Here is an 18,653-nt window from a genome sequence, read left to right as displayed (position 1 = left end):
GTTCAAATGAAATTCTAGACACTTTTTAGAAATTCTGTTCTTGTGTTTGTAAGTAAAAATGAGCCCTAACAGAATTTCTAAAACTATCTTAAAGTCTTTTTAACTTCATTTTAAATATAGTATTTTGGCTGCTAATTAATCGCGATTAATCCTTTTACATTCAAATAGATATTTTTCATGCGCTATATTTTATATTTGTCCCTCTTTTTATGTGCTACCCAAATAACCTTTAGTCAACAATCTACAGACCCTTTAGAAACTAGAGATATAACCCTTCAAGAAAAATGGGTAGATAGTGTTTATAACACCTTGTCTTTAGATCAAAAAATTGGACAGTTATTTATGGTTCGCGCCATGACTACTGCTAATACGGGAGATGTAAAACTCACCGAAGATTTAATTAAAGACCAACATATAGGCGGAATTATTTACTCTAAAGGCGGACCAGAAAAATTAGTAAAACTTAACAACAAGTACCAAGCACTAGCTAAAGTGCCGTTGCTTATCGGTATGGATGCAGAGTGGGGTTTAAGCATGCGTTTAGATTCTACTTACGCGTTTCCTTGGAACATGACTTTAGGGGCTATTCAAGATCCGTCGTTAATAGAGCGCACAGGAAAACATATTGCAGAACACTGTAAACGCGTTGGAATTCATTTTAATTTTGGTCCAGATGTAGATATTAATACAAACCCGAATAACCCTATTATTGGCAACCGTTCTTTTGGTGAAAACCGAGATAAAGTCACCCAAGATGCCATGGCGTTTATGAAAGGGTTTCAAGGTGCTGGTTTATTGGCAACTGGAAAACATTTTCCTGGGCATGGCGATACCGAAACCGATTCTCACAAATTATTACCAACCATTGCGTTTAGCGAAAAACGAATAGATTCAGTAGAGTTGTATCCGTATAAAAAACTTATAGATGAAGGTTTGTCTAGTGTTATGGTGGCGCATTTAAACGTACCAAGTTTAGAGCCACAAGCCAATTTGCCATCGTCGTTATCCAACACTATAATTACAGGAATTTTAAAAGAACGCTTACGATTTAAGGGACTTATTTTTACCGATGCTCTAGAAATGAAAGGGGTCGCTAATTTTAGTGAACCAGGAGATATAGATTTGGCCGCATTTTTGGCAGGAAACGATATTTTATTAATTTCTGAAGATGTTCCTAAGGCAATTGCTAAAATAAAAGAAGCTTATGAGGCTCAGGAAATTTCAGAATTGCGATTATCGTACTCAGTAAAGAAAATTTTAAAAGCAAAATATAAGGTCGGACTTAATAAATACAAGCCGACAGATACCGCAAACCTTATACAAGATCTTAATAGGTTGGAAGACAATATTTTAAATGAAGAATTATTTGAAAATGCCATTACTGTTGTAAAAAACCACGAAAAAACACTGCCTATTCGCGATTTAGATAAAAAAACAATTGCCTATGTAAAAATGGGAGACGACGATAATTCTGCCTTTGTAAGCGAGCTTAAAAAATATACCAAAGTCCACGAATTAGAATCGGATAATTTAGACGATCTTAAATCTAAATTAGACAATTACAACACAGTAATTATTGGCTTGCACCGATCGAATGCCAACCCGTGGAAAGATTATAAATTTACAACGCAAGAGCTGGTTTGGCTAGAAACTATTGCAAAGTCGCACCATGTTATTTTAGATATTTTTGTTAAACCTTATGCATTGCTCGATGTGCCGTTTATAGACGATCTTGAAGGCATTGTGGTTAGCTACCAGAACAGTAATGTCGCTCAAGAAAAATCAGCGCAAATTATTTTTGGTGCGCTTTCCGCAAAAGGAAAATTGCCTGTATCTGTAGGCAATGGTTTACCAGCGGGTTACGGAATAGATACACATGCCATTTCGCGTTTAGGCTATACCATTCCAGAACGTGTAGGTATAGATTCTGAAAAGCTTCATAAAATTGATGCTATTGCAGAGCGTGCTGTAAAGGAACACATGACACCAGGTTTGCAATTGCTAGTCGCCAGAAAAGGTCAGGTGATTTACAATCAGAATTTTGGAAAACACACTTACGACAAAGATTCAGAAACGGTAAAGTTTAACGACATTTACGATGTTGCTTCACTAACTAAAATTTTAGCGACTTTGCCTTTGCTGATGGAAATTGTAGAGACTGGCGATATAACTATCGATTCTAAACTTTCGCAATTATTGCCAGAATATAAAAATTCCAATAAAAAAGATATTACCCTTAAACAAATGTTGTCGCATTACGCGCGTTTAAAGCCTTGGGTGCCATTTTATGTGGCAACTTTAGATTCCTTAAAACGTCCTAGTTCCAATTATTATAGTAATGCCGAAAGCCCATTATTCAACATTAAAGTAGCAAATAATCTATTTTTAAAGCGCGATTATCCAGACACGATTCAAAAAGTAATAAAAGATTCCGATCTATTAAGTAAGTTAAGCTATAGGTATAGCGACTTACCATATTATATATTAAAGAAATTTATTGAGCGGTATTACGACAGAACCTTAGATTTTCTGGTGCAAAAGCACTTTTACGAATCTTTAGGAGCCAATTATACCACCTATAATCCTTATAAAAGATTTAGTTTGAAACATATTGTGCCTACCGAAGACGATAATTATTACCGTTATCAAGTTGTACAAGGTTACGTACACGATATGGGTGCAGCTATGGAAAATGGTGTTGGTGGACACGCTGGAATTTTCAGTAATGCCAACGATGTCGCTAAAATTATGCAAATGTATTTACAAAAAGGATTTTATGGCGATAAACGCTATTTGAAGCCAGAAACCATAGATATGTTTAATACTTGCTATTATTGCGATAAAGACAACAGAAGAGGTTTGGGGTTTGATAAACCACAGTTAGGAAAAAGCGGCCCAACCTGCGGCTGCTTGTCTATGGAGAGTTTTGGACATTCTGGGTTTACAGGCACCTACACCTGGGCAGACCCAGAAGAAGAATTGGTATATGTGTTTTTAGCCAATAGAACTTACCCTTCGGCAGAAGTGAATACTTTGCTAAGGGAGAATATTAGAACAGATATTCAAGAATTAATTTACGAAGCAATTATACATTAAAATGCGCATAGGAATTGTTTGTTACCCTACATTTGGGGGGAGTGGAGTTGTTGCAACAGAGTTGGGTTTAGAACTTTCTAAACGCGGTCACGATATACATTTTATCACTTACAATCAACCGGTAAGGTTAGATTTACTCAGTCATAATGTACATTATCACGAGGTTAATGTTCCGGAATATCCACTGTTTCATTATTTACCATACGAGCTGGCGTTATCTAGTAAATTGGTAGATATGGTTAAATTGCACCGTATAGAAATATTACATGTGCATTATGCCATTCCGCATGCTTATGCAGCCTATACGGCTAAGAAAATGTTACAGGAAGAAGGTATAAATATTCCTATAGTAACTACTTTGCACGGCACCGATATTACACTAGTTGGTAATCATCCGTTTTATAAACCGGCAGTTACGTTTAGTATTAATAAGTCTGATGCAGTTACAGCGGTTTCCGAAAGTTTAAAGAACGACACGTTGCGCTTATTTAATATTAAAAACGACATTCATGTTATTACCAATTTTATAGATAATACAAAATATAAATTTGCTTTTACCGACTGCCAACGTGGTATGATGGCTAAAGACAGTCAAAAAATCATAACACACATTAGTAATTTCAGGCCTGTTAAACGCATTTTAGATATCATAAAAATATTTTATAATATTCAAAAAGAACTTCCAGCTAAATTAATGATGGTAGGGGAAGGCCCTGAACGCGAAAAGGCAGAAAATTTATGTGCAGAATTGGGCATACTCGATAAAGTCGTGTTTTTTGGAAGAAGCAACGAAATTGATAAAATTTTATGTTTTAGCGATTTGTTTTTATTGCCTTCGGAAACCGAGAGTTTTGGTTTAGCAGCACTAGAAGCAATGGCATCTGGCGTTCCCGTAATTTCCAGTAATACTGGTGGAATACCTGAAGTTAACGTACATGGCATAACTGGTTTTTTAAGTAATGTAGGCGATGTAGAAGATATGAGTCAAAATGCAATTCATATTTTAAGCGACGAGAACCGATTAAAACAATTTAAACACAATGCCAAACAACGCTCGTTTACCTTCGATATATTAAATGTTGTTCCGCAATACGAAGCTTTATACAAAGAAACCTTAGCTAAAAGTAAGGCTTCTTTGGTTTAATGTAAATGATTAAAATTGATAACGGATTCCAAGGGCTAAATCATAGCCGTCATAATGTTTAGAGCCAATACCTGGTCTAAAATCTAGTGAAAGCATTAACGGGATATCAAAGCTGTACTCAATCCCAACAACACCTGCAACAAACACATAAACGCCTTCATCATCATCATGGTTGTGATTACCATTATGGTGATGGTCGTGCTCTCGGTCTCCAAAACCGCCACCAACACCGGCATACCAATTAAAACGTTGCTCTATTTGCCAAACCCATTGGTATAAGCCCGTTAATTGAAAGCCTTCAAAATGGTCATTATCTCTCCACCCTAAATCGGCTTCTAATCGGTTGTTACTGCCCAAAGCACGTTGGTAAGATATTTCAAATCCAATACCATCGGCGCCACCTAAGCGTAACCCTAAGGCATTTTTAGCTACTTCTTGGGCTTGCATTGTAAATCCAAATAATAAAAGAAAAAGTAATGTTAGTTTTTTCATAATTCTGTTATGGGTTTTGCGAGCAAAAATAATTGTTCAAAATTATTTTACCTGTACCTTATCCATTTTTTTGTTAGTTGTATCACAATCTCCTATTTTTAACACACTAATATTTTAAGGAATTATTATCGGTTATGATAGACGTTGAGGACTTGCAACTAGATGCATTGAAGCAAAACTTAGAAGGTGAATTGTTTTTTGATGATTTAATAAAATCCATTTATGCGACCGATGCTTCGGTATATAGAAAATTACCTTTAGCTGTTGCATACCCTAAGAATGAGAACGATTTAAAACAATTAATTAAGTTTGCAACAACCCATCAAATCACTTTAATTCCTAGAACTGCCGGCACCTCGTTAGCAGGACAATGTGTGGGAGATGGTATCGTGGTAGATGTTTCTAAACACTTTACTCAAATCATTTCTATCGATAAAGAGAACAGAACCGTTACGTTGCAACCAGGTGTAGTTAAAGATGTTTTGAATCTACATTTAAAACCCTATGGCTTGTTTTTTGCGCCCGACACATCCACCTCAAACAGATGTATGGTAGGCGGTATGGTGGGCAATAATTCATCTGGAACAACCTCTATTCAATACGGTGTAACACGCGATAAAGTTGTAGAACTAAAAACGATTTTAAGCGATGGTAGTGCTGTAACGTTTGGAGCGTTAACGCCAGAAGCGTTTCATGAAAAAACAAAGCTAAATACGCTTGAAGGTAAAATTTACAATACAGTATATTCAGAATTACAGGCGGATACGGTAAAAAAGCAGATACACGATCATTTTCCAAAACCTGAAATTCACCGGCGAAATACGGGTTACGCTTTAGATAAGTTAATAGATTCCGATGTATTCTTAGAATCATCAAAACCATTCAACATGTGTAATGTGTTATGTGGCAGCGAAGGCACATTGGCATTTACTACAGAAATCACTTTACAATTAGATCCTTTACCACCTTCCGAACGCGTTATGGTTGCAGCACATTTTCGCTCTATAGAAGATGCGTTACGTGCCGTTACCACTTGTATGGATCATCATTTATACATGTGCGAAATGATGGATAAAACCATTTTAGATTGCACCAAAAACAATTTAAAACAGCAAGAAAACAGACAATTTGTTGTTGGCGATCCCAAAGCTATACTCATGTGCGAGCTTAAAAGTAATTCGGAAGCCGATGCAAAATTACAAGCCAATGCCTTAGTAAATGCTTTAGAGCACGAAGGTCTTAGTTATGCAAATGTGGTACTTTTTGGAGATGATATCGATAAGGCTATTGAATTGAGAAAGGCCGGATTAGGCTTGTTAGGAAACATTATTGGCGATAAAAAATCGGCTGCTTGTATTGAAGACACAGCTGTAACATTAGCTGATTTTGCCAATTATATCAATGAGTTTACCGCCATCATGAAAGGCTACAATCAAGAGGCTATTTATTATGCACATGCAGGTGCTGGAGAGCTGCATTTACGGCCTGTTTTAAATTTGAAGTTATCTGAAGACGTTAAAATGTTTCGACAAATAACTACCGATGTGGCTCATTTGGTAAAGAAATATGGTGGCTCAATGTCGGGTGAACACGGAGATGGCATTGTAAGGGCAGAGTTTATCCCTTTAATGATTGGCGAAGCTAATTACGCTATTGTTAAACGTATAAAATCGATTTTCGATCCGAAAAACATTTTTAATGCTGGAAAAATTGTTGATGCTTTTCCGATGGATGAAAATTTACGATATCAACCCGATCGTAAAGAGCCTGAAATTACTACACTTTTAGACTTTTCGGAATCTCAAGGTATTTTAAGGCAAGCCGAAAAATGTAATGGTAGTGGAGATTGTAGAAAACCAGCCGAATTAGGTGGTACCATGTGCCCGAGCTACAGAGCTACCAGAAACGAAAAAGATACCACTAGAGCTAGAGCTAATGCTTTGCGGGAGTTTTTAACCAATAACCAACCGGGCGAAAATCCGTTTAATCATAAAGCACTTAAGGAAGTTTTAGATTTATGTTTAAGCTGTAAAGCATGTTTAAATGAATGCCCGAGTACAGTAGATATTTCGGTTATGAAAGCTGAGTTTTTATATCAATATCAGAAAGAAAACGGCTTCGATTTAAGGTCTAAATTATTTGCTTATAACAACAAAATAAATACTTGGTCTTCAAATTTTCCGACACTTACCAATTGGTTTTTTACGAATACCACAACTTCTAAATTCATAAAAAAAATGGCAGCTATTGCTCCGGAACGCAGCATGCCTTTAATATCAACTAAAAGTCTAAATAAATGCATTCAAAATATTAAAAATAAAGAAATTAAAATCAATTATAAAAAAACAATTTATTTGTTTGTTGATGAATTTTCAAACTATTTAGATACCCAAATTGGTTTAGATGCTATTGCCTTATTACAAGGGTTGAATTATGAGGTTAAGTTTGTTAATCATGAAGAATCTGGACGTTCATTTATCTCGAAAGGTTTTTTAGATCAGGCAAAAGAATGTGCCAATAAAAACGTAGCGATTTTTAAGGATTTAATTTCAGAAGACACACCTTTGGTTGGTATAGAACCTTCGGCTATTTTCACCTTTAAAGATGAATATCTGATGCTAGCCGACCAGAAAACGGCTGCGAAACATATTGCTAAACACACTTTTTTAATTGAAGATTTTCTGCATCAGGAAATTAAAAACGGACACATTACTGCAGAACAATTTCACACAGAAACAAAACAGATTAAAATACATGCGCATTGCCATCAAAAAGCTTTAAGTAATCAATTATCTACCTTTACCATTCTAAACCTACCCAAACATTACAAGGCTACGATTATACCTAGTGGTTGTTGCGGTATGGCTGGTAGTTTTGGTTACGAAAAGGAGCATTATAGCGTGAGTATGCAAGTAGGGGAGCAAACCCTGTTTCCAGCCGTTAGAAAAGCGCCTAACGAGGTGTTAATAGCTGCCAACGGAACAAGTTGCAGACATCAAATAAAAGATGGTACTCAACGGGAAGCCCTACATCCTATAAGCATTTTAAAGGCTGCGTTAATTACTTAATAGATTTACACTTAGAATAAAAGTACGTTGTACAACATTTTGATGAAAACAGAACCAAATAAAAAATTTAAAATACTTCGTTTAACAATTTTATCAATTTGTTATCTCGGAATTATGATTTTTATAATTGGATTTAATAATTCTGATGATGAAAAACCAAATTGCGGATGTGAATCAGAAACTATAGATACTGTTCCAAGTGATTATTTTCCCGAAGTACCAATAGAAGAACAAAAGAGCGGACTAATATTTTACAAACGAGCTGAAAATGTCGATAATATTTTTGATGATGAACACAACGGAAAATACAATAACTACTTTTGGATTTTAAGAGGTGCAGAAGGTTGTTATAATTGTAAGCATCATTTTATTGTGTGTAATAAGGATTTCCTTGGCTCTGAATTTGATTTTTTAAAAAACGTAAATGACTCAATACCTGTGAGTTTCTCTGGAGATTTAAAATACTTATGTGTTGAGCCATTTGCTACACCTGCTGACTATTCTTATGCTGAAATAAAATTAAATTCAATTGAACAACAATGATTATTAAAGAACTAATAAATAACCGTTGTACAACAACGTTTATAAAAAATTGCTATTTTTAACAAAAACGGAATGTAGTTGCAAATTTACCAACTTCTGATTTTCCTACGGAAAATCCTCGTCGACAAATTCGCAACTTTTCATAAACAAAACCGTTGGTTACTTCTGTTTTTTCTTTTTCGATTTTTTATCGACTATAGTTATGGCTGCAATTAAATCTTGCATATCCATGTCTTTCAAATCTTCGTCAACAAAAAACGGAGAAAGTTTGTCGTAATTAAAATTGTAAATTTTCCAGCGTTTAAACTGATACTCCAATGCTGTAAAGTTTTCAACCCAATCGCCAGAATTTAAATACATGGTTTTACCTAATTTATTTTCTTTAATAAGCATTTTAGGTTGATGTATGTGTCCGCAAACCACATAATCGTAACCCTGCTCAATCGCCAAATCCGATGCCACGTTTTCAAAATCGCTAATGTATTTCACAGCACCTTTTACACCATTTTTAATACGTTTAGAAATTGAATATTTTTCTTGCCCCATGCGGGTTAAACACCAGTTAACAAAACGATTTATTAAAATTAATCCATCGTAGCCATAACCACCAAGTTTGGCCAACCATTTCGCATTTTGAATGGAAACATCAAAAATATCGCCATGAAAGAACCAAGCATTTTTACCATCTAACTCGGTTGTATATTTATTAACAATAGAAAAATTTCCTATGCTAGAATCGCAAAACCGCCTAAGCATTTCGTCGTGATTTCCTGTTATGTAAATCACTTCTACACCATCTGCCGCCATATCCATTATTTTTTTTATGACCTGCATGTGCGATTTAGGAAAGTACCGTTTATTAAACTGCCAAATATCTATAATATCGCCGTTTAGAATAAGTTTTTTAGGACTGATACTGTTTAAATACGAATACAATTCTTTGGCATGACAACCAAAAGTCCCTAAATGGACGTCTGAAATTACAGCAATATCTAGTTTTCGTTTAATTTTCAAAAAAAGACGGTTTAATCTGTTTGTAATATTGCAAATAACAGAAACAGATGTTACCTAAACTTAAAATGCTAATTAATTAAAATATAGCATATTGTAAAATTTATGTTATGTGTTTATATATTTAATATTGCTGTTAGGGTAATTTCTATTTTATTTTTTGTAATAATACATTTAAATTAGCAAAAAATATAATTTGTTATGGCGGGAAATTCCTTCGGAAAAATTTTTAAACTTTCCACTTTTGGAGAATCACACGGGCCTGCGTTAGGCGGTGTTATAGATGGTTGTCCTGCAGGTATTAGTATAGATTTTGATGCGATACAACATGAAATGAATCGCAGAAAACCTGGGCAATCTGCTATTGTAACCCAACGTAAGGAACCCGATGAAGTAAAGTTTTTATCAGGAATTTTTGAAGGAAAAACTACAGGAACTTCTATTGGATTTATTATCGAAAACTCCAATCAGAAATCACACGATTATTCTCATATTAAAGATTCTTTCCGTCCTTCGCATGCCGATTATGTTTACGAAAAAAAATACGGTATCCGCGATTATAGAGGTGGCGGACGAAGTTCTGCCAGAGAAACTGCTTGTAGAGTAGTGGCGGGAGCTATAGCCAAACAGTACTTAAAAGACATTAAAATACATGCATACACTTCGTCTGTTGGTGATATTTTTATGGATAAACCGTATCAAGAGGTCGATTTAAACAGCATAGAAGATAATGTTGTTAGGTGTCCAGATTCTTCTGCTGCAGAACGCATGATTTCTAAAATTAAAGATATTCGTAAAGCAGGAGATACTATTGGTGGCACTGTAACTTGTGTCATTAAAAATGTACCGATTGGGTTAGGAGAACCTGTATTCGATAAACTTCATGCCGAACTAGGTAAAGCCATGCTTTCAATTAATGCCGTAAAAGGTTTTGAATATGGCAGCGGTTTTGAGGGTGCTAAAATGAAAGGAAGCGAGCATAACGATTTATACAATACAGACGGTACCACCAAAACTAACCTTTCTGGGGGAATTCAAGGCGGCATCAGTAACGGCATGGATATTTATTTTAAAGTAGCTTTTAAACCTGTGGCAACCATTATGCAAACACAAGATACCATAGATAAATCTGGGAATATTGTAGAAATGCAAGGTAAAGGAAGACACGATCCGTGTGTTGTGCCAAGAGCTGTGCCTATAGTAGAGGCTATGGCTGCACTGGTGCTAGCCGATTATTTTTTATTAGATAAAACCTATCAATAGAATCAACACCAATAGTTGTCGTTGTTATATTATTTAAGTTCACGACACACATGATATTCAATAAGATAAAATATTAATTTAAGCAAAAACAAAGCATTATTTATGAAGAAACTAGCACTACATTGGCAAATTTTATTAGGAATGGGTTTAGGTGTAGTGTTTGCGCTCATCATGGTGCAATTCGATTGGGGATCTAAATTTGTTAGCAATTGGATTAAGCCTTTTGGCAATATTTTTATTAACGCCTTAAAGTTAATTGCTGTACCTCTAATTTTAGGATCACTAATAAAAGGAGTTTCAGATTTAAAAGATATTTCCAAACTTTCTAAAATGGGCGGTAGAACTATAGGTACTTATATTATAACTACAATAATCGCGGTTACTATTGGTTTGGCTGTCGTGAATATTATTAAGCCAGGGAAATCCATATCAGCAGATACAAGACAAGAGCTGGTGGAAAGTTATAGAGGTGATGCCGATTCTAAAATAGCAGCTGCCGAAAAACAAAAGCAAGCTGGACCGCTGCAAGCTTTAGAAGATTTGGTGCCAAGTAATATTTTTAAAGCTGCAAGTGATAATGGTAATATGCTACAAGTCATTTTCTTTGCTATATTTTTTGGAATAGGACTTATTTTGATCCCTGAAGAACAAGCAAAACCAGTTAAAGCTTTTTTTGACGGTTTTAACGAAGTCATTTTAAAACTTATCGATATTATAATGCTAGCCGCACCTTACGGTGTTTTTGCTTTATTAGCAGCATTAATTGTTGAAGCTCCAAGCGCCGATTTATTTAAAGCGTTGGCGTGGTATGCCTTGTGTGTGCTTTTAGGTTTAGCACTTATGATGGCTGTATACGTTTTATTAGTTTCAGTTTTTACTAAAAAATCTCCAAAATTCTTTTTAAATGGTATTTCTCCAGCACAACTATTAGCTTTTTCAACCAGTAGTAGTGCCGCGACTCTACCTGTTACTATGGAACGTGTAGAAGAGCATTTAGGAGTAGAGGAAGAAGTAACGAGTTTTGTATTGCCTATTGGAGCAACCATCAATATGGATGGCACCAGTTTATATCAAGCTGTTGCAGCAGTATTTATAGCACAAGCTTTTGGTATGGATTTAAGTTTAAGTGCCCAATTAGGCATTATTGCAACCGCTACATTGGCATCTATTGGGAGCGCCGCTGTACCTGGTGCTGGTATGGTAATGCTGGTTATCGTTTTGGCTCAAGCAGGAATTCCAGAAGCTGGTTTAGCATTAATTTTTGCTGTCGATCGCCCGTTAGATATGTGTAGAACCACTGTAAATGTAACAGGAGATGCGGCAGTGTCTATGATGGTTGCTAAATCTGTAGGCAAATTAGGAGAACCTAAAGTGAAAGATTGGGACGATAATTACGAGGCTTAATCACGCGTGTTAGAAACAACATTATGCTTTTTCCAATAGTTCGCAAGAATAGATCCTGAAATATTCATCCAGGGACTAAAAATAGCTGAAGCTAAACCAACTGTCGCTAATTTTCCCATGGCGCCTGCTAAACCAGATGCCATTCCGCCGTTTTGCAAACCAACTTCCAGTGCTACCGTTCTACATGAATTTTTATCTAAGCCAAGTAGCCGACTTAACCAATATCCCATAGTGTAACCTAAAGCATTGTGAAGCATAGAAACAAGCAACATCACAATACCGATAGACAATATATTATCTCGACTAGCTGCAGTAGTAACGGTTGTAAAATAAACAATACCCGCCATAGATAACAATGGCATGAGTTTGGAAATTGAAGGCTTCCACTTTATTACATAAGAATAAACAACTCCCACAACTATGGCTCCAAACATAAAGTTTAACAATTCAAAAACAACCATAACGTTTTCCGAAGAAGATTGAGCTAAATACTGCCAGACACCTAAAATCATTACAGTTAGCCATAGTAACGCTACAATAAATATCTTATTCACAAGCGATTTAAATGTTGTTGATCCTTGGCTATAAGCATCAAACAGTAGCGCAGCACCAATAGGAACGATTACAATTTTAATAATCTGAATACACATGGTTACAAAATCGATTTCTATATAAGTGCCAGCTAACAGTTTCATCATTAAAGGCGTCATTAATGGTGCGCATAATGTGGCAACAGCAGTAAGTGTTATGGACAATGTTAAATTTGCTTTCGCTAAATACACCATAACGTTCGAGGCTAATCCGCTAGAACAAGAACCTATTAATATTACACCTGCTGCGATTTCAGGTTCAAAATTAAAAACCCGTGTTAGAAGGTATCCTGCAATGGGCATGATAGAAAACTGACATAGAATTCCTACCAACACACCTTTACCCATGGTTTTAATCCCTAAAAAATCCTTAATACTCATTTGTGTACCCATACCAAACATAACAATTTGTACAACCACTAGAATGAGCCATTTATTGCGCAAATCTATAGTACCCCATTTTAAAAATGCATTAGGGTAGAGCAAGCCACTAACTATAGCTACCAGAATCCAAGCTGTGTATTGATAATTTTTAAGTTGCGGAATTGCAGCTATACCAAAAGCCAAAAACAAGGCCGAGCAAAGTGCTAACGGAGCTAGTAAATAAGAAAAACCCAAACCCCATAAAACAAGTAATAAAGCAATAAGCGCTAAACCAATTTTAAAACCGAAAGCTTTTAATTGCTGCATGGCATTATAAGATAGAAGCTAAATATTCCATAGCAATTTCCGGACTTGCAAGGATAGGCACTTTTTTATCTTCTTCTTTTAATTGACTAACAACACGCGCCATAGAGGCTTGAGCTAAAACAATAACATCAACTGTATTTGCTAATTCTACAAGGGCTTTTGCCACCATCGTATCGTGGGTTTCTGCATTGCCGCTCATTAAAGCATCGAAAGCGCCTTCGCATAAAACAGAAGTTATCTCTACTTGTTTATTTGCAATAAGCGCTCTTCGTTTTACAAGGTCGCTCGTTGGCTCTAAAGTGGTTGGCAGGGTTGCTATAACCCCAATTTTATTTCCAGTTTGAACGGCTAAATCGGCCATAGGTTGGTCTACACGAAGCACTGGAACACTGGTTAGCGGTATAGAAGATTCGACTGCCGCACCAATAGAAGAACAGGTAACCATAATAAAATCTGAACCTGCAGCTTCTGCCGAACCAACGTAATTTACAACACGCCTAGAAGTATCGGGAGTAACCGCGCCACGTTCTATGGTGTTTTTTATTAAACTATCATCTACTATATTAAATATTTTTAAATCTTTATCTTTTAAATACTTGTTAGTTAACTCTTGAAACACAGGAACCAAAGTAGCCGATGTATGTATAAAAGTAAGTGTTTTTGACATGGTTTGATATTTTTGTTTTTATGAAATTTTTTGTCCTTGTTCTATCGCCTTAAAATAAAATTGGTCTCCAACTTGTCCACCTTTTAAATTGACTTCAATATGATGCACAGGTGAGTTAGGCGCATACGCTTTACATATTGGTGCACCAGTATAGACTGAAGCTATCATTTGCACAGCAACAATATCTAATGCTCTGGCGACATAGCTAGACGTGTCTCCGCCAGCAATAACCAAACGTTTAATGGGTATTTCGAGTAAGGCGGCTTTTGCGATTTGCCCTAAAATACCACCAAAAACGACAGCTGTTTGCGAACGAATAGCCATTTCGTCTAAACCTTGCGATCTAAAATAAGCTTTAGATTGCTTAACTCTTGGGTCGTTAGGCCCTTTAGCCGTATGCATAATAACGCTAGTTCCTTGTTTTAAATAGCTCACAAGTTGCGCTTGGCAATTTTGTATTACATCTTGCGCTTCTGGTGAATCATTCAAAAGTTCCGGAGATATAGCTATTTCTTTAAAGCCATTTTCTACAGCCCAATTTATTTGGGCGGCAGTTATAGGAGAAACACTTCCTGAAAGCACCAATAAAGGCGCACATGGTTCTAGCTGTGCTTCATTCAGATTTGCATTTTGTATAAGGTGTTGCGTTTTCCAAAAATCGCCTAACGATTTTTCTATACCTGAAGAACCCACGGAAAATAACGGGAGATTTTTAGGTGTTAACCCCTCTAAAACTTGCCCGATAATTTTCATTTGATATTCGTACATCGCATCAAAAAAAATGATCTGTTTCCCTGAAGCAATTAAGTGGGCTATCTTCTTTTCGATAAAGGAAAGAGGTTGTTCTAAATCTGTTACATCTATCAATCCCATTTCTGTTTCCGTCTGAAGGGATAAATGCTTCATTAAATCACTTTCGTATGCAGGAGTTATTGGATGATTTTGCATAGACGGATGTCTATCTAACCGAAATATCTCGCCTGTACTGCCAATACCCATTTTAGCAAATAAATTACCAAAAGCCGAATAGCGCCCTAAATTAGGAGCTGCAACTAAAATTGGCGTAAATGCATTGTTAAAAATCGATAATCCTGTTTCTATAGCAGTGCCAATATTACCAATCTCTTTTGATGAATCGAAAGTTGAACATACTTTGTAGTGAACATGTTTAGGTTGCAATGCCTTTAAAACCTGAAAACTTTCCGAAAGAATTTCTTTCATTTCGCTAGGCGTGGTCGCTCTAGTCATTCCAGCCACACCAATGGCATCTAAGTTTTCAAATTGCTGTAATAACTCTGGAGTTGGATCTTTTAAAAACAACATTGTTTTTGCTCCTGCCAAGGTTAAAAATTCCAAGGCATCTGTAGATCCTGTAAAATCGTCGCCATAAAACGCTAATAATAAATTGTGCTTTAATGCCATTATGATTTATTTCCGAATTTTAAAACCGATTCATTAAATTCTTTGTTACTTTTTGCGGTTTCCTCTAAAGTTTGCCCTGCTACAGCACCTTGCCAGGCTTGGGTAATGGCGCGAACACCACCAGATGGCCCCGAAGGATGTGCCATTATACCGCCACCAGCCATGTATAACAAATTGGTGGTTTTTGTCCGTTGGTAGGTCTCAAAAGCTTGTCCGCCCCATTGACCAGAAGACACAACTGGTAATACTGCCTCGTTATTCAAAAATGGCGTGTGACAAGATTTAATAGATCTAACCACAGCATCATCCGACTCCCAAAATTTATTTTTTATACCATTTACATGCATTTGGTCTACACCAGCCAATCGCCATATTTTGTTATACGCAGGAAAATTTATGCCCAATAAAGGATGACGATTAAGCATGCCCCAACCATTTCTGTGACCATGTATAGACAATGCTCCAAAATCACAAATGTGTTTTACACCAGCCCATCCTACACTATTAATACTTACCATCGCGCAGGTACCTCCAGCATTAACTATGGTTTCGTAATTGGTTTTCATGGTTTCGATATCGCCTGTAATATTAAAAGCGTACATGATTTTTTTTCCTGTTTTATCAGCAAAATTATTGATAACACGCATAATTTGAGTTACTCGTGTTTTGAAAGGAGAATTACCAGACGACATTAAAAGCTCGTCGTCTTTAATAAAATCGATTCCAGATTCTGCAAGGGTTTTAACAAGATTGGCTGTATACTCTGGTGTTAATCCTACACTTGGCTTAATAATAGTGCCTATCATAGGGCGTTCTTGTCCTACATTTGCTAATGCTTTGGTGCCAGACATGCCAAAACGCGGCCCCTTAAAATGGGCTTTAAAGCTATCTGGTAAAATAAAATCGTCTAATTTTAAACCTGTAAATTGTCTTAATTCGTACAAATTACCTTGCAAAGTAGACACTAACCCTGGTATGTTGTATTGAAAATTTTCAATAGACCAAGAGACCGTTATTTTAGCCTGTTTGTAAGTTTGACCGTTTAAGATTTCTCCCGGAAGGCTAGGGGAGTTATACGTTTCTAAAGGCTCTATATGTTCTACTCTTGCTGCAAAGCGCGTTTTTAATTCGTTGGTTTCGCCAGGAACCGAAACAAAAGTACCGCTAGACTGTTCGCCTGCCAACACAGCGGCAGCCTGTTCTATATCGTAAGGTGTTTCAATTATATAGGTGGCTATTATTCTTTCCATGAATGTAATTTTGTGTAAAATACAGATTTTCGGTTGTTAAAAGTTGTCTTTTAAAACTATGAACAATACAATAAATACATTGGCGTTTTTAAGTTCTTCCCGTATAAAAGCATAAACCCGTTTCATTTGGGTTTTAACTGTGTTTACAGAAATATTTTGGTTTTCGGCAATCTCAGAATAACTCAATCCATTAATAACATGCGAGGTAAAGATTGTTTTTCTAGACAATGGCACTTGCTCTAGTAGTTTTAAAACAGCAACAGCTTTTTGAGAAGGTTCCTGAATTTCTTCTTCTAAAATATTAACAGGATTTAATGCTTCTACACTTTCAGTTGTGAATTTATTTGAGCTTTTTTCAAGATGTTTTAGGCTTAAATTTTTAACAGCCTTACAGCTATATGGTTTAAATCCAGAAGAAAATATAATATCCTTATTCTTGTTCCATAGCGATACAAAATAATCTTGAACAATATCTTTAGAGGCATCCATGTCTTTTGTAACGCTAAACGAAACTAAAGATAAATAAACGAAATATTCGTTATATAAATCTTCAAACTGCTTTAATTGTTTCATTTTAGACATGTATGCTTTCTAATTATATGTAAAATATTCGCTTTTTATATTGCATATATAGCAAAAATATCGATCAAAAATAATTTATATGATAAATATTTTCATTTTTTTTCATTTTATTGTCACCCTAAATTTGAGTTTTCGGAATATAATAGAAAGCACAAGCAAAAGAAAATGAATCAACACATCATTAGTATACTAAAACAATTACAACAAGGCGAAAACGTGGATTTGTACGCAATAAAGCACTTAAGTACAGAAGATAAGACGCTAATTGAAGATTTGTTGAAACAAAATTTAGTTGGTGAAGCACTAGAGTTTATTGAAAACACAAGTCAACAAAACCAATGGCACTCCTTTAAATCGAAATTAAAAGAACAAAAACATAAAAGAAGAAAACCATATTTTATTGCTTTAAAGTATGCTGCCATTATTATTGTTTTATTTGGAGTGTTTTTATTTTCCAAAAACCCAACACAACAACCGGCAGAACATGTTGTAAATAATGAAAAGTCGATTGAACTTATTCTTGAAAATGGAGAAGTTCAGAGAATTTCTGCTACAGACTCACAAGAAATTGCATTAACTAATGGCAACATCATTGGCTCTCAAAATGGTAATCAATTAAACTATAAAAAATCTGAATTAAAAAAACTTGTCTATAACGAGCTTAAAATCCCTAATGGAAAACGATTTAGCATCGCACTTTCCGATGAAACTTTAGTACATCTTAATGCGGGGTCTTCATTACGCTATCCCGTTAATTTTATAGCCGGACAACCAAGAGAGGTGTATTTATCTGGCGAAGGTTATTTTAATGTGACTAAAGATACAGCACACCCTTTTATTGTGCATGCCGATGCTGTGAATGTTAAAGTTTTAGGCACTTCTTTTAATGTTTCAGCCTATCCGAAAGCTTCAAATATTGAAACCGTATTGGTCGAAGGTGCTGTGCAATTATTTAAAAACGAAACCCCTGATCAAAAAACAGTACTCGAACCAGGATACATGGCAGAAAGCAAAAAAACTGAAAGTGCGATAGGAATAACTAAGGTAAATACCGCTTTATACACTAGTTGGATTTCAGGAGATTTGATTTTTAAAAAAACACCCTTTACAAAGATGTTAGACTGCCTAGAACGCAGTTACGATGTAAAAATCATCAATAATAATGAAAATTTAAATGCTTTAAATTTTAATGCTTCATTTAATGTGAATATCGAATCAATCTCTGATATAATGGAAATTTTAAGCGAAATGCAGTCGTTTAAATACACAATAAAAGACAAAATTATACTAATAGAATAAACCCGAAATAATATGACATAAACTTTTTAAAACTAACACATTTGACAATATCACAACAAAAAAATCGGAAAATAGTACCAGTATTTCCCGATTGTAAATGTGATTTAAAACGAAAGATAATTAACTCATTCA

14 protein-coding genes are annotated in these 18,653 nt (G+C 35.5%); 7 read left to right on the top strand and 7 right to left on the bottom strand.

Features of this window, described 5'->3' with window-relative positions:
- Positions 1-177: 177 nt before the first annotated feature.
- The gene (locus ACR9EA_RS08580) at positions 178-3,096 is read left to right on the top strand and encodes a glycoside hydrolase family 3 N-terminal domain-containing protein (RefSeq protein ID WP_435139674.1); all 2,919 of its coding nucleotides are present in this window, start codon (positions 178-180) and stop codon (positions 3,094-3,096) included.
- A gap of 1 nt (position 3,097) precedes the next feature.
- Positions 3,098-4,240: an N-acetyl-alpha-D-glucosaminyl L-malate synthase BshA gene (gene bshA, locus ACR9EA_RS08575; protein WP_435139672.1), complete on the top strand. Its 1,143-nt coding sequence runs from the start codon at positions 3,098-3,100 to the stop codon at positions 4,238-4,240.
- Positions 4,241-4,249: 9 nt separating this feature from the next.
- Here the strand turns inward: bshA and ACR9EA_RS08570 are convergent, their stop codons facing one another.
- On the bottom strand, positions 4,250-4,732 hold the full coding sequence (locus ACR9EA_RS08570) for a hypothetical protein (protein WP_435139670.1): 483 nt from the start codon (positions 4,730-4,732) through the stop codon (positions 4,250-4,252).
- Positions 4,733-4,866: 134 nt separating this feature from the next.
- Between ACR9EA_RS08570 and ACR9EA_RS08565 the strand changes: the two genes are divergently transcribed.
- Complete coding sequence (locus ACR9EA_RS08565) at positions 4,867-7,800, top strand: FAD-binding and (Fe-S)-binding domain-containing protein (RefSeq protein ID WP_435139668.1); 2,934 nt, start codon at positions 4,867-4,869, stop codon at positions 7,798-7,800.
- A 42-nt stretch (positions 7,801-7,842) separates the two neighbouring features.
- Positions 7,843-8,343: a hypothetical protein gene (locus ACR9EA_RS08560; RefSeq protein ID WP_435139666.1), complete on the top strand. Its 501-nt coding sequence runs from the start codon at positions 7,843-7,845 to the stop codon at positions 8,341-8,343.
- Positions 8,344-8,502: 159 nt separating this feature from the next.
- Here the strand turns inward: ACR9EA_RS08560 and ACR9EA_RS08555 are convergent, their stop codons facing one another.
- A complete protein-coding gene (locus ACR9EA_RS08555; RefSeq protein WP_435139664.1) occupies positions 8,503-9,357 on the bottom strand; it encodes a UDP-2,3-diacylglucosamine diphosphatase in 855 nt (284 codons plus the stop codon).
- Positions 9,358-9,555: 198 nt separating this feature from the next.
- Between ACR9EA_RS08555 and aroC the strand changes: the two genes are divergently transcribed.
- Both aroC and ACR9EA_RS08545 read left to right on the top strand, forming a co-directional pair.
- Positions 9,556-10,617 (top strand): chorismate synthase, encoded by a 1,062-nt coding sequence (gene aroC, locus ACR9EA_RS08550; protein WP_435139662.1) that lies wholly within the window; start codon positions 9,556-9,558, stop codon positions 10,615-10,617.
- A gap of 102 nt (positions 10,618-10,719) precedes the next feature.
- A complete protein-coding gene (locus ACR9EA_RS08545; RefSeq protein ID WP_435139660.1) occupies positions 10,720-12,021 on the top strand; it encodes a dicarboxylate/amino acid:cation symporter in 1,302 nt (433 codons plus the stop codon).
- On the opposite strand, the gene ACR9EA_RS08540 is transcribed toward ACR9EA_RS08545, so the two are convergent.
- From ACR9EA_RS08540 to ACR9EA_RS08520, 5 genes are read right to left on the bottom strand one after another with little or no spacing between them, the layout of a single operon-like run.
- Positions 12,018-13,301, bottom strand: coding sequence for a bile acid:sodium symporter family protein (locus ACR9EA_RS08540; protein ID WP_435139658.1), 1,284 nt, complete (start codon positions 13,299-13,301; stop codon positions 12,018-12,020). The genes ACR9EA_RS08545 and ACR9EA_RS08540 overlap by 4 nt on opposite strands.
- Positions 13,302-13,305: 4 nt before the next feature.
- A complete protein-coding gene (locus ACR9EA_RS08535) occupies positions 13,306-13,968 on the bottom strand; it encodes an aspartate/glutamate racemase family protein (protein WP_435139656.1) in 663 nt (220 codons plus the stop codon).
- Positions 13,969-13,986: 18 nt separating this feature from the next.
- Positions 13,987-15,390: a four-carbon acid sugar kinase family protein gene (locus ACR9EA_RS08530; RefSeq protein WP_435139654.1), complete on the bottom strand. Its 1,404-nt coding sequence runs from the start codon at positions 15,388-15,390 to the stop codon at positions 13,987-13,989.
- Complete coding sequence (locus ACR9EA_RS08525; protein WP_435139652.1) at positions 15,390-16,640, bottom strand: ribulose-bisphosphate carboxylase large subunit family protein; 1,251 nt, start codon at positions 16,638-16,640, stop codon at positions 15,390-15,392. The genes ACR9EA_RS08530 and ACR9EA_RS08525 overlap by 1 nt, the downstream gene beginning before the upstream one ends.
- A 36-nt stretch (positions 16,641-16,676) precedes the next feature.
- The gene (locus ACR9EA_RS08520; protein ID WP_435139650.1) at positions 16,677-17,213 is read right to left on the bottom strand and encodes a sigma-70 family RNA polymerase sigma factor; all 537 of its coding nucleotides are present in this window, start codon (positions 17,211-17,213) and stop codon (positions 16,677-16,679) included.
- Between the two features lie 174 nt (positions 17,214-17,387).
- On the opposite strand from ACR9EA_RS08520, the gene ACR9EA_RS08515 reads away from it, so the two are divergent.
- Positions 17,388-18,521: a FecR family protein gene (locus tag ACR9EA_RS08515; RefSeq protein WP_435139648.1), complete on the top strand. Its 1,134-nt coding sequence runs from the start codon at positions 17,388-17,390 to the stop codon at positions 18,519-18,521.
- Positions 18,522-18,653: the final 132 nt, after the last annotated feature.

The organism is Formosa sp. A9, assembly GCF_051200825.1.
GTDB lineage: Bacteria > Bacteroidota > Bacteroidia > Flavobacteriales > Flavobacteriaceae > Formosa.
This window is presented reverse-complemented; position numbering and strand designations above follow the sequence as displayed.

What these genes read in the sequence shown, in the direction of transcription:
- ACR9EA_RS08580 (WP_435139674.1), top strand. Translation starts at nt 178, where the DNA reads ATGCGCTATATTTTATATTTGTCCCTCTTTTTATGTGCTACCCAAATA.
- bshA (WP_435139672.1), top strand. Translation starts at nt 3,098, where the DNA reads ATGCGCATAGGAATTGTTTGTTACCCTACATTTGGGGGGAGTGGAGTT.
- ACR9EA_RS08570 (WP_435139670.1), bottom strand. Translation starts at nt 4,732, where the DNA reads ATGAAAAAACTAACATTACTTTTTCTTTTATTATTTGGATTTACAATG.
- ACR9EA_RS08565 (WP_435139668.1), top strand. Translation starts at nt 4,867, where the DNA reads ATGATAGACGTTGAGGACTTGCAACTAGATGCATTGAAGCAAAACTTA.
- ACR9EA_RS08560 (WP_435139666.1), top strand. Translation starts at nt 7,843, where the DNA reads ATGAAAACAGAACCAAATAAAAAATTTAAAATACTTCGTTTAACAATT.
- aroC (WP_435139662.1), top strand. Translation starts at nt 9,556, where the DNA reads ATGGCGGGAAATTCCTTCGGAAAAATTTTTAAACTTTCCACTTTTGGA.
- ACR9EA_RS08545 (WP_435139660.1), top strand. Translation starts at nt 10,720, where the DNA reads ATGAAGAAACTAGCACTACATTGGCAAATTTTATTAGGAATGGGTTTA.
- ACR9EA_RS08540 (WP_435139658.1), bottom strand. Translation starts at nt 13,301, where the DNA reads ATGCAGCAATTAAAAGCTTTCGGTTTTAAAATTGGTTTAGCGCTTATT.
- ACR9EA_RS08535 (WP_435139656.1), bottom strand. Translation starts at nt 13,968, where the DNA reads ATGTCAAAAACACTTACTTTTATACATACATCGGCTACTTTGGTTCCT.
- ACR9EA_RS08530 (WP_435139654.1), bottom strand. Translation starts at nt 15,390, where the DNA reads ATGGCATTAAAGCACAATTTATTATTAGCGTTTTATGGCGACGATTTT.
- ACR9EA_RS08525 (WP_435139652.1), bottom strand. Translation starts at nt 16,640, where the DNA reads ATGGAAAGAATAATAGCCACCTATATAATTGAAACACCTTACGATATA.
- ACR9EA_RS08520 (WP_435139650.1), bottom strand. Translation starts at nt 17,213, where the DNA reads ATGAAACAATTAAAGCAGTTTGAAGATTTATATAACGAATATTTCGTT.
- ACR9EA_RS08515 (WP_435139648.1), top strand. Translation starts at nt 17,388, where the DNA reads ATGAATCAACACATCATTAGTATACTAAAACAATTACAACAAGGCGAA.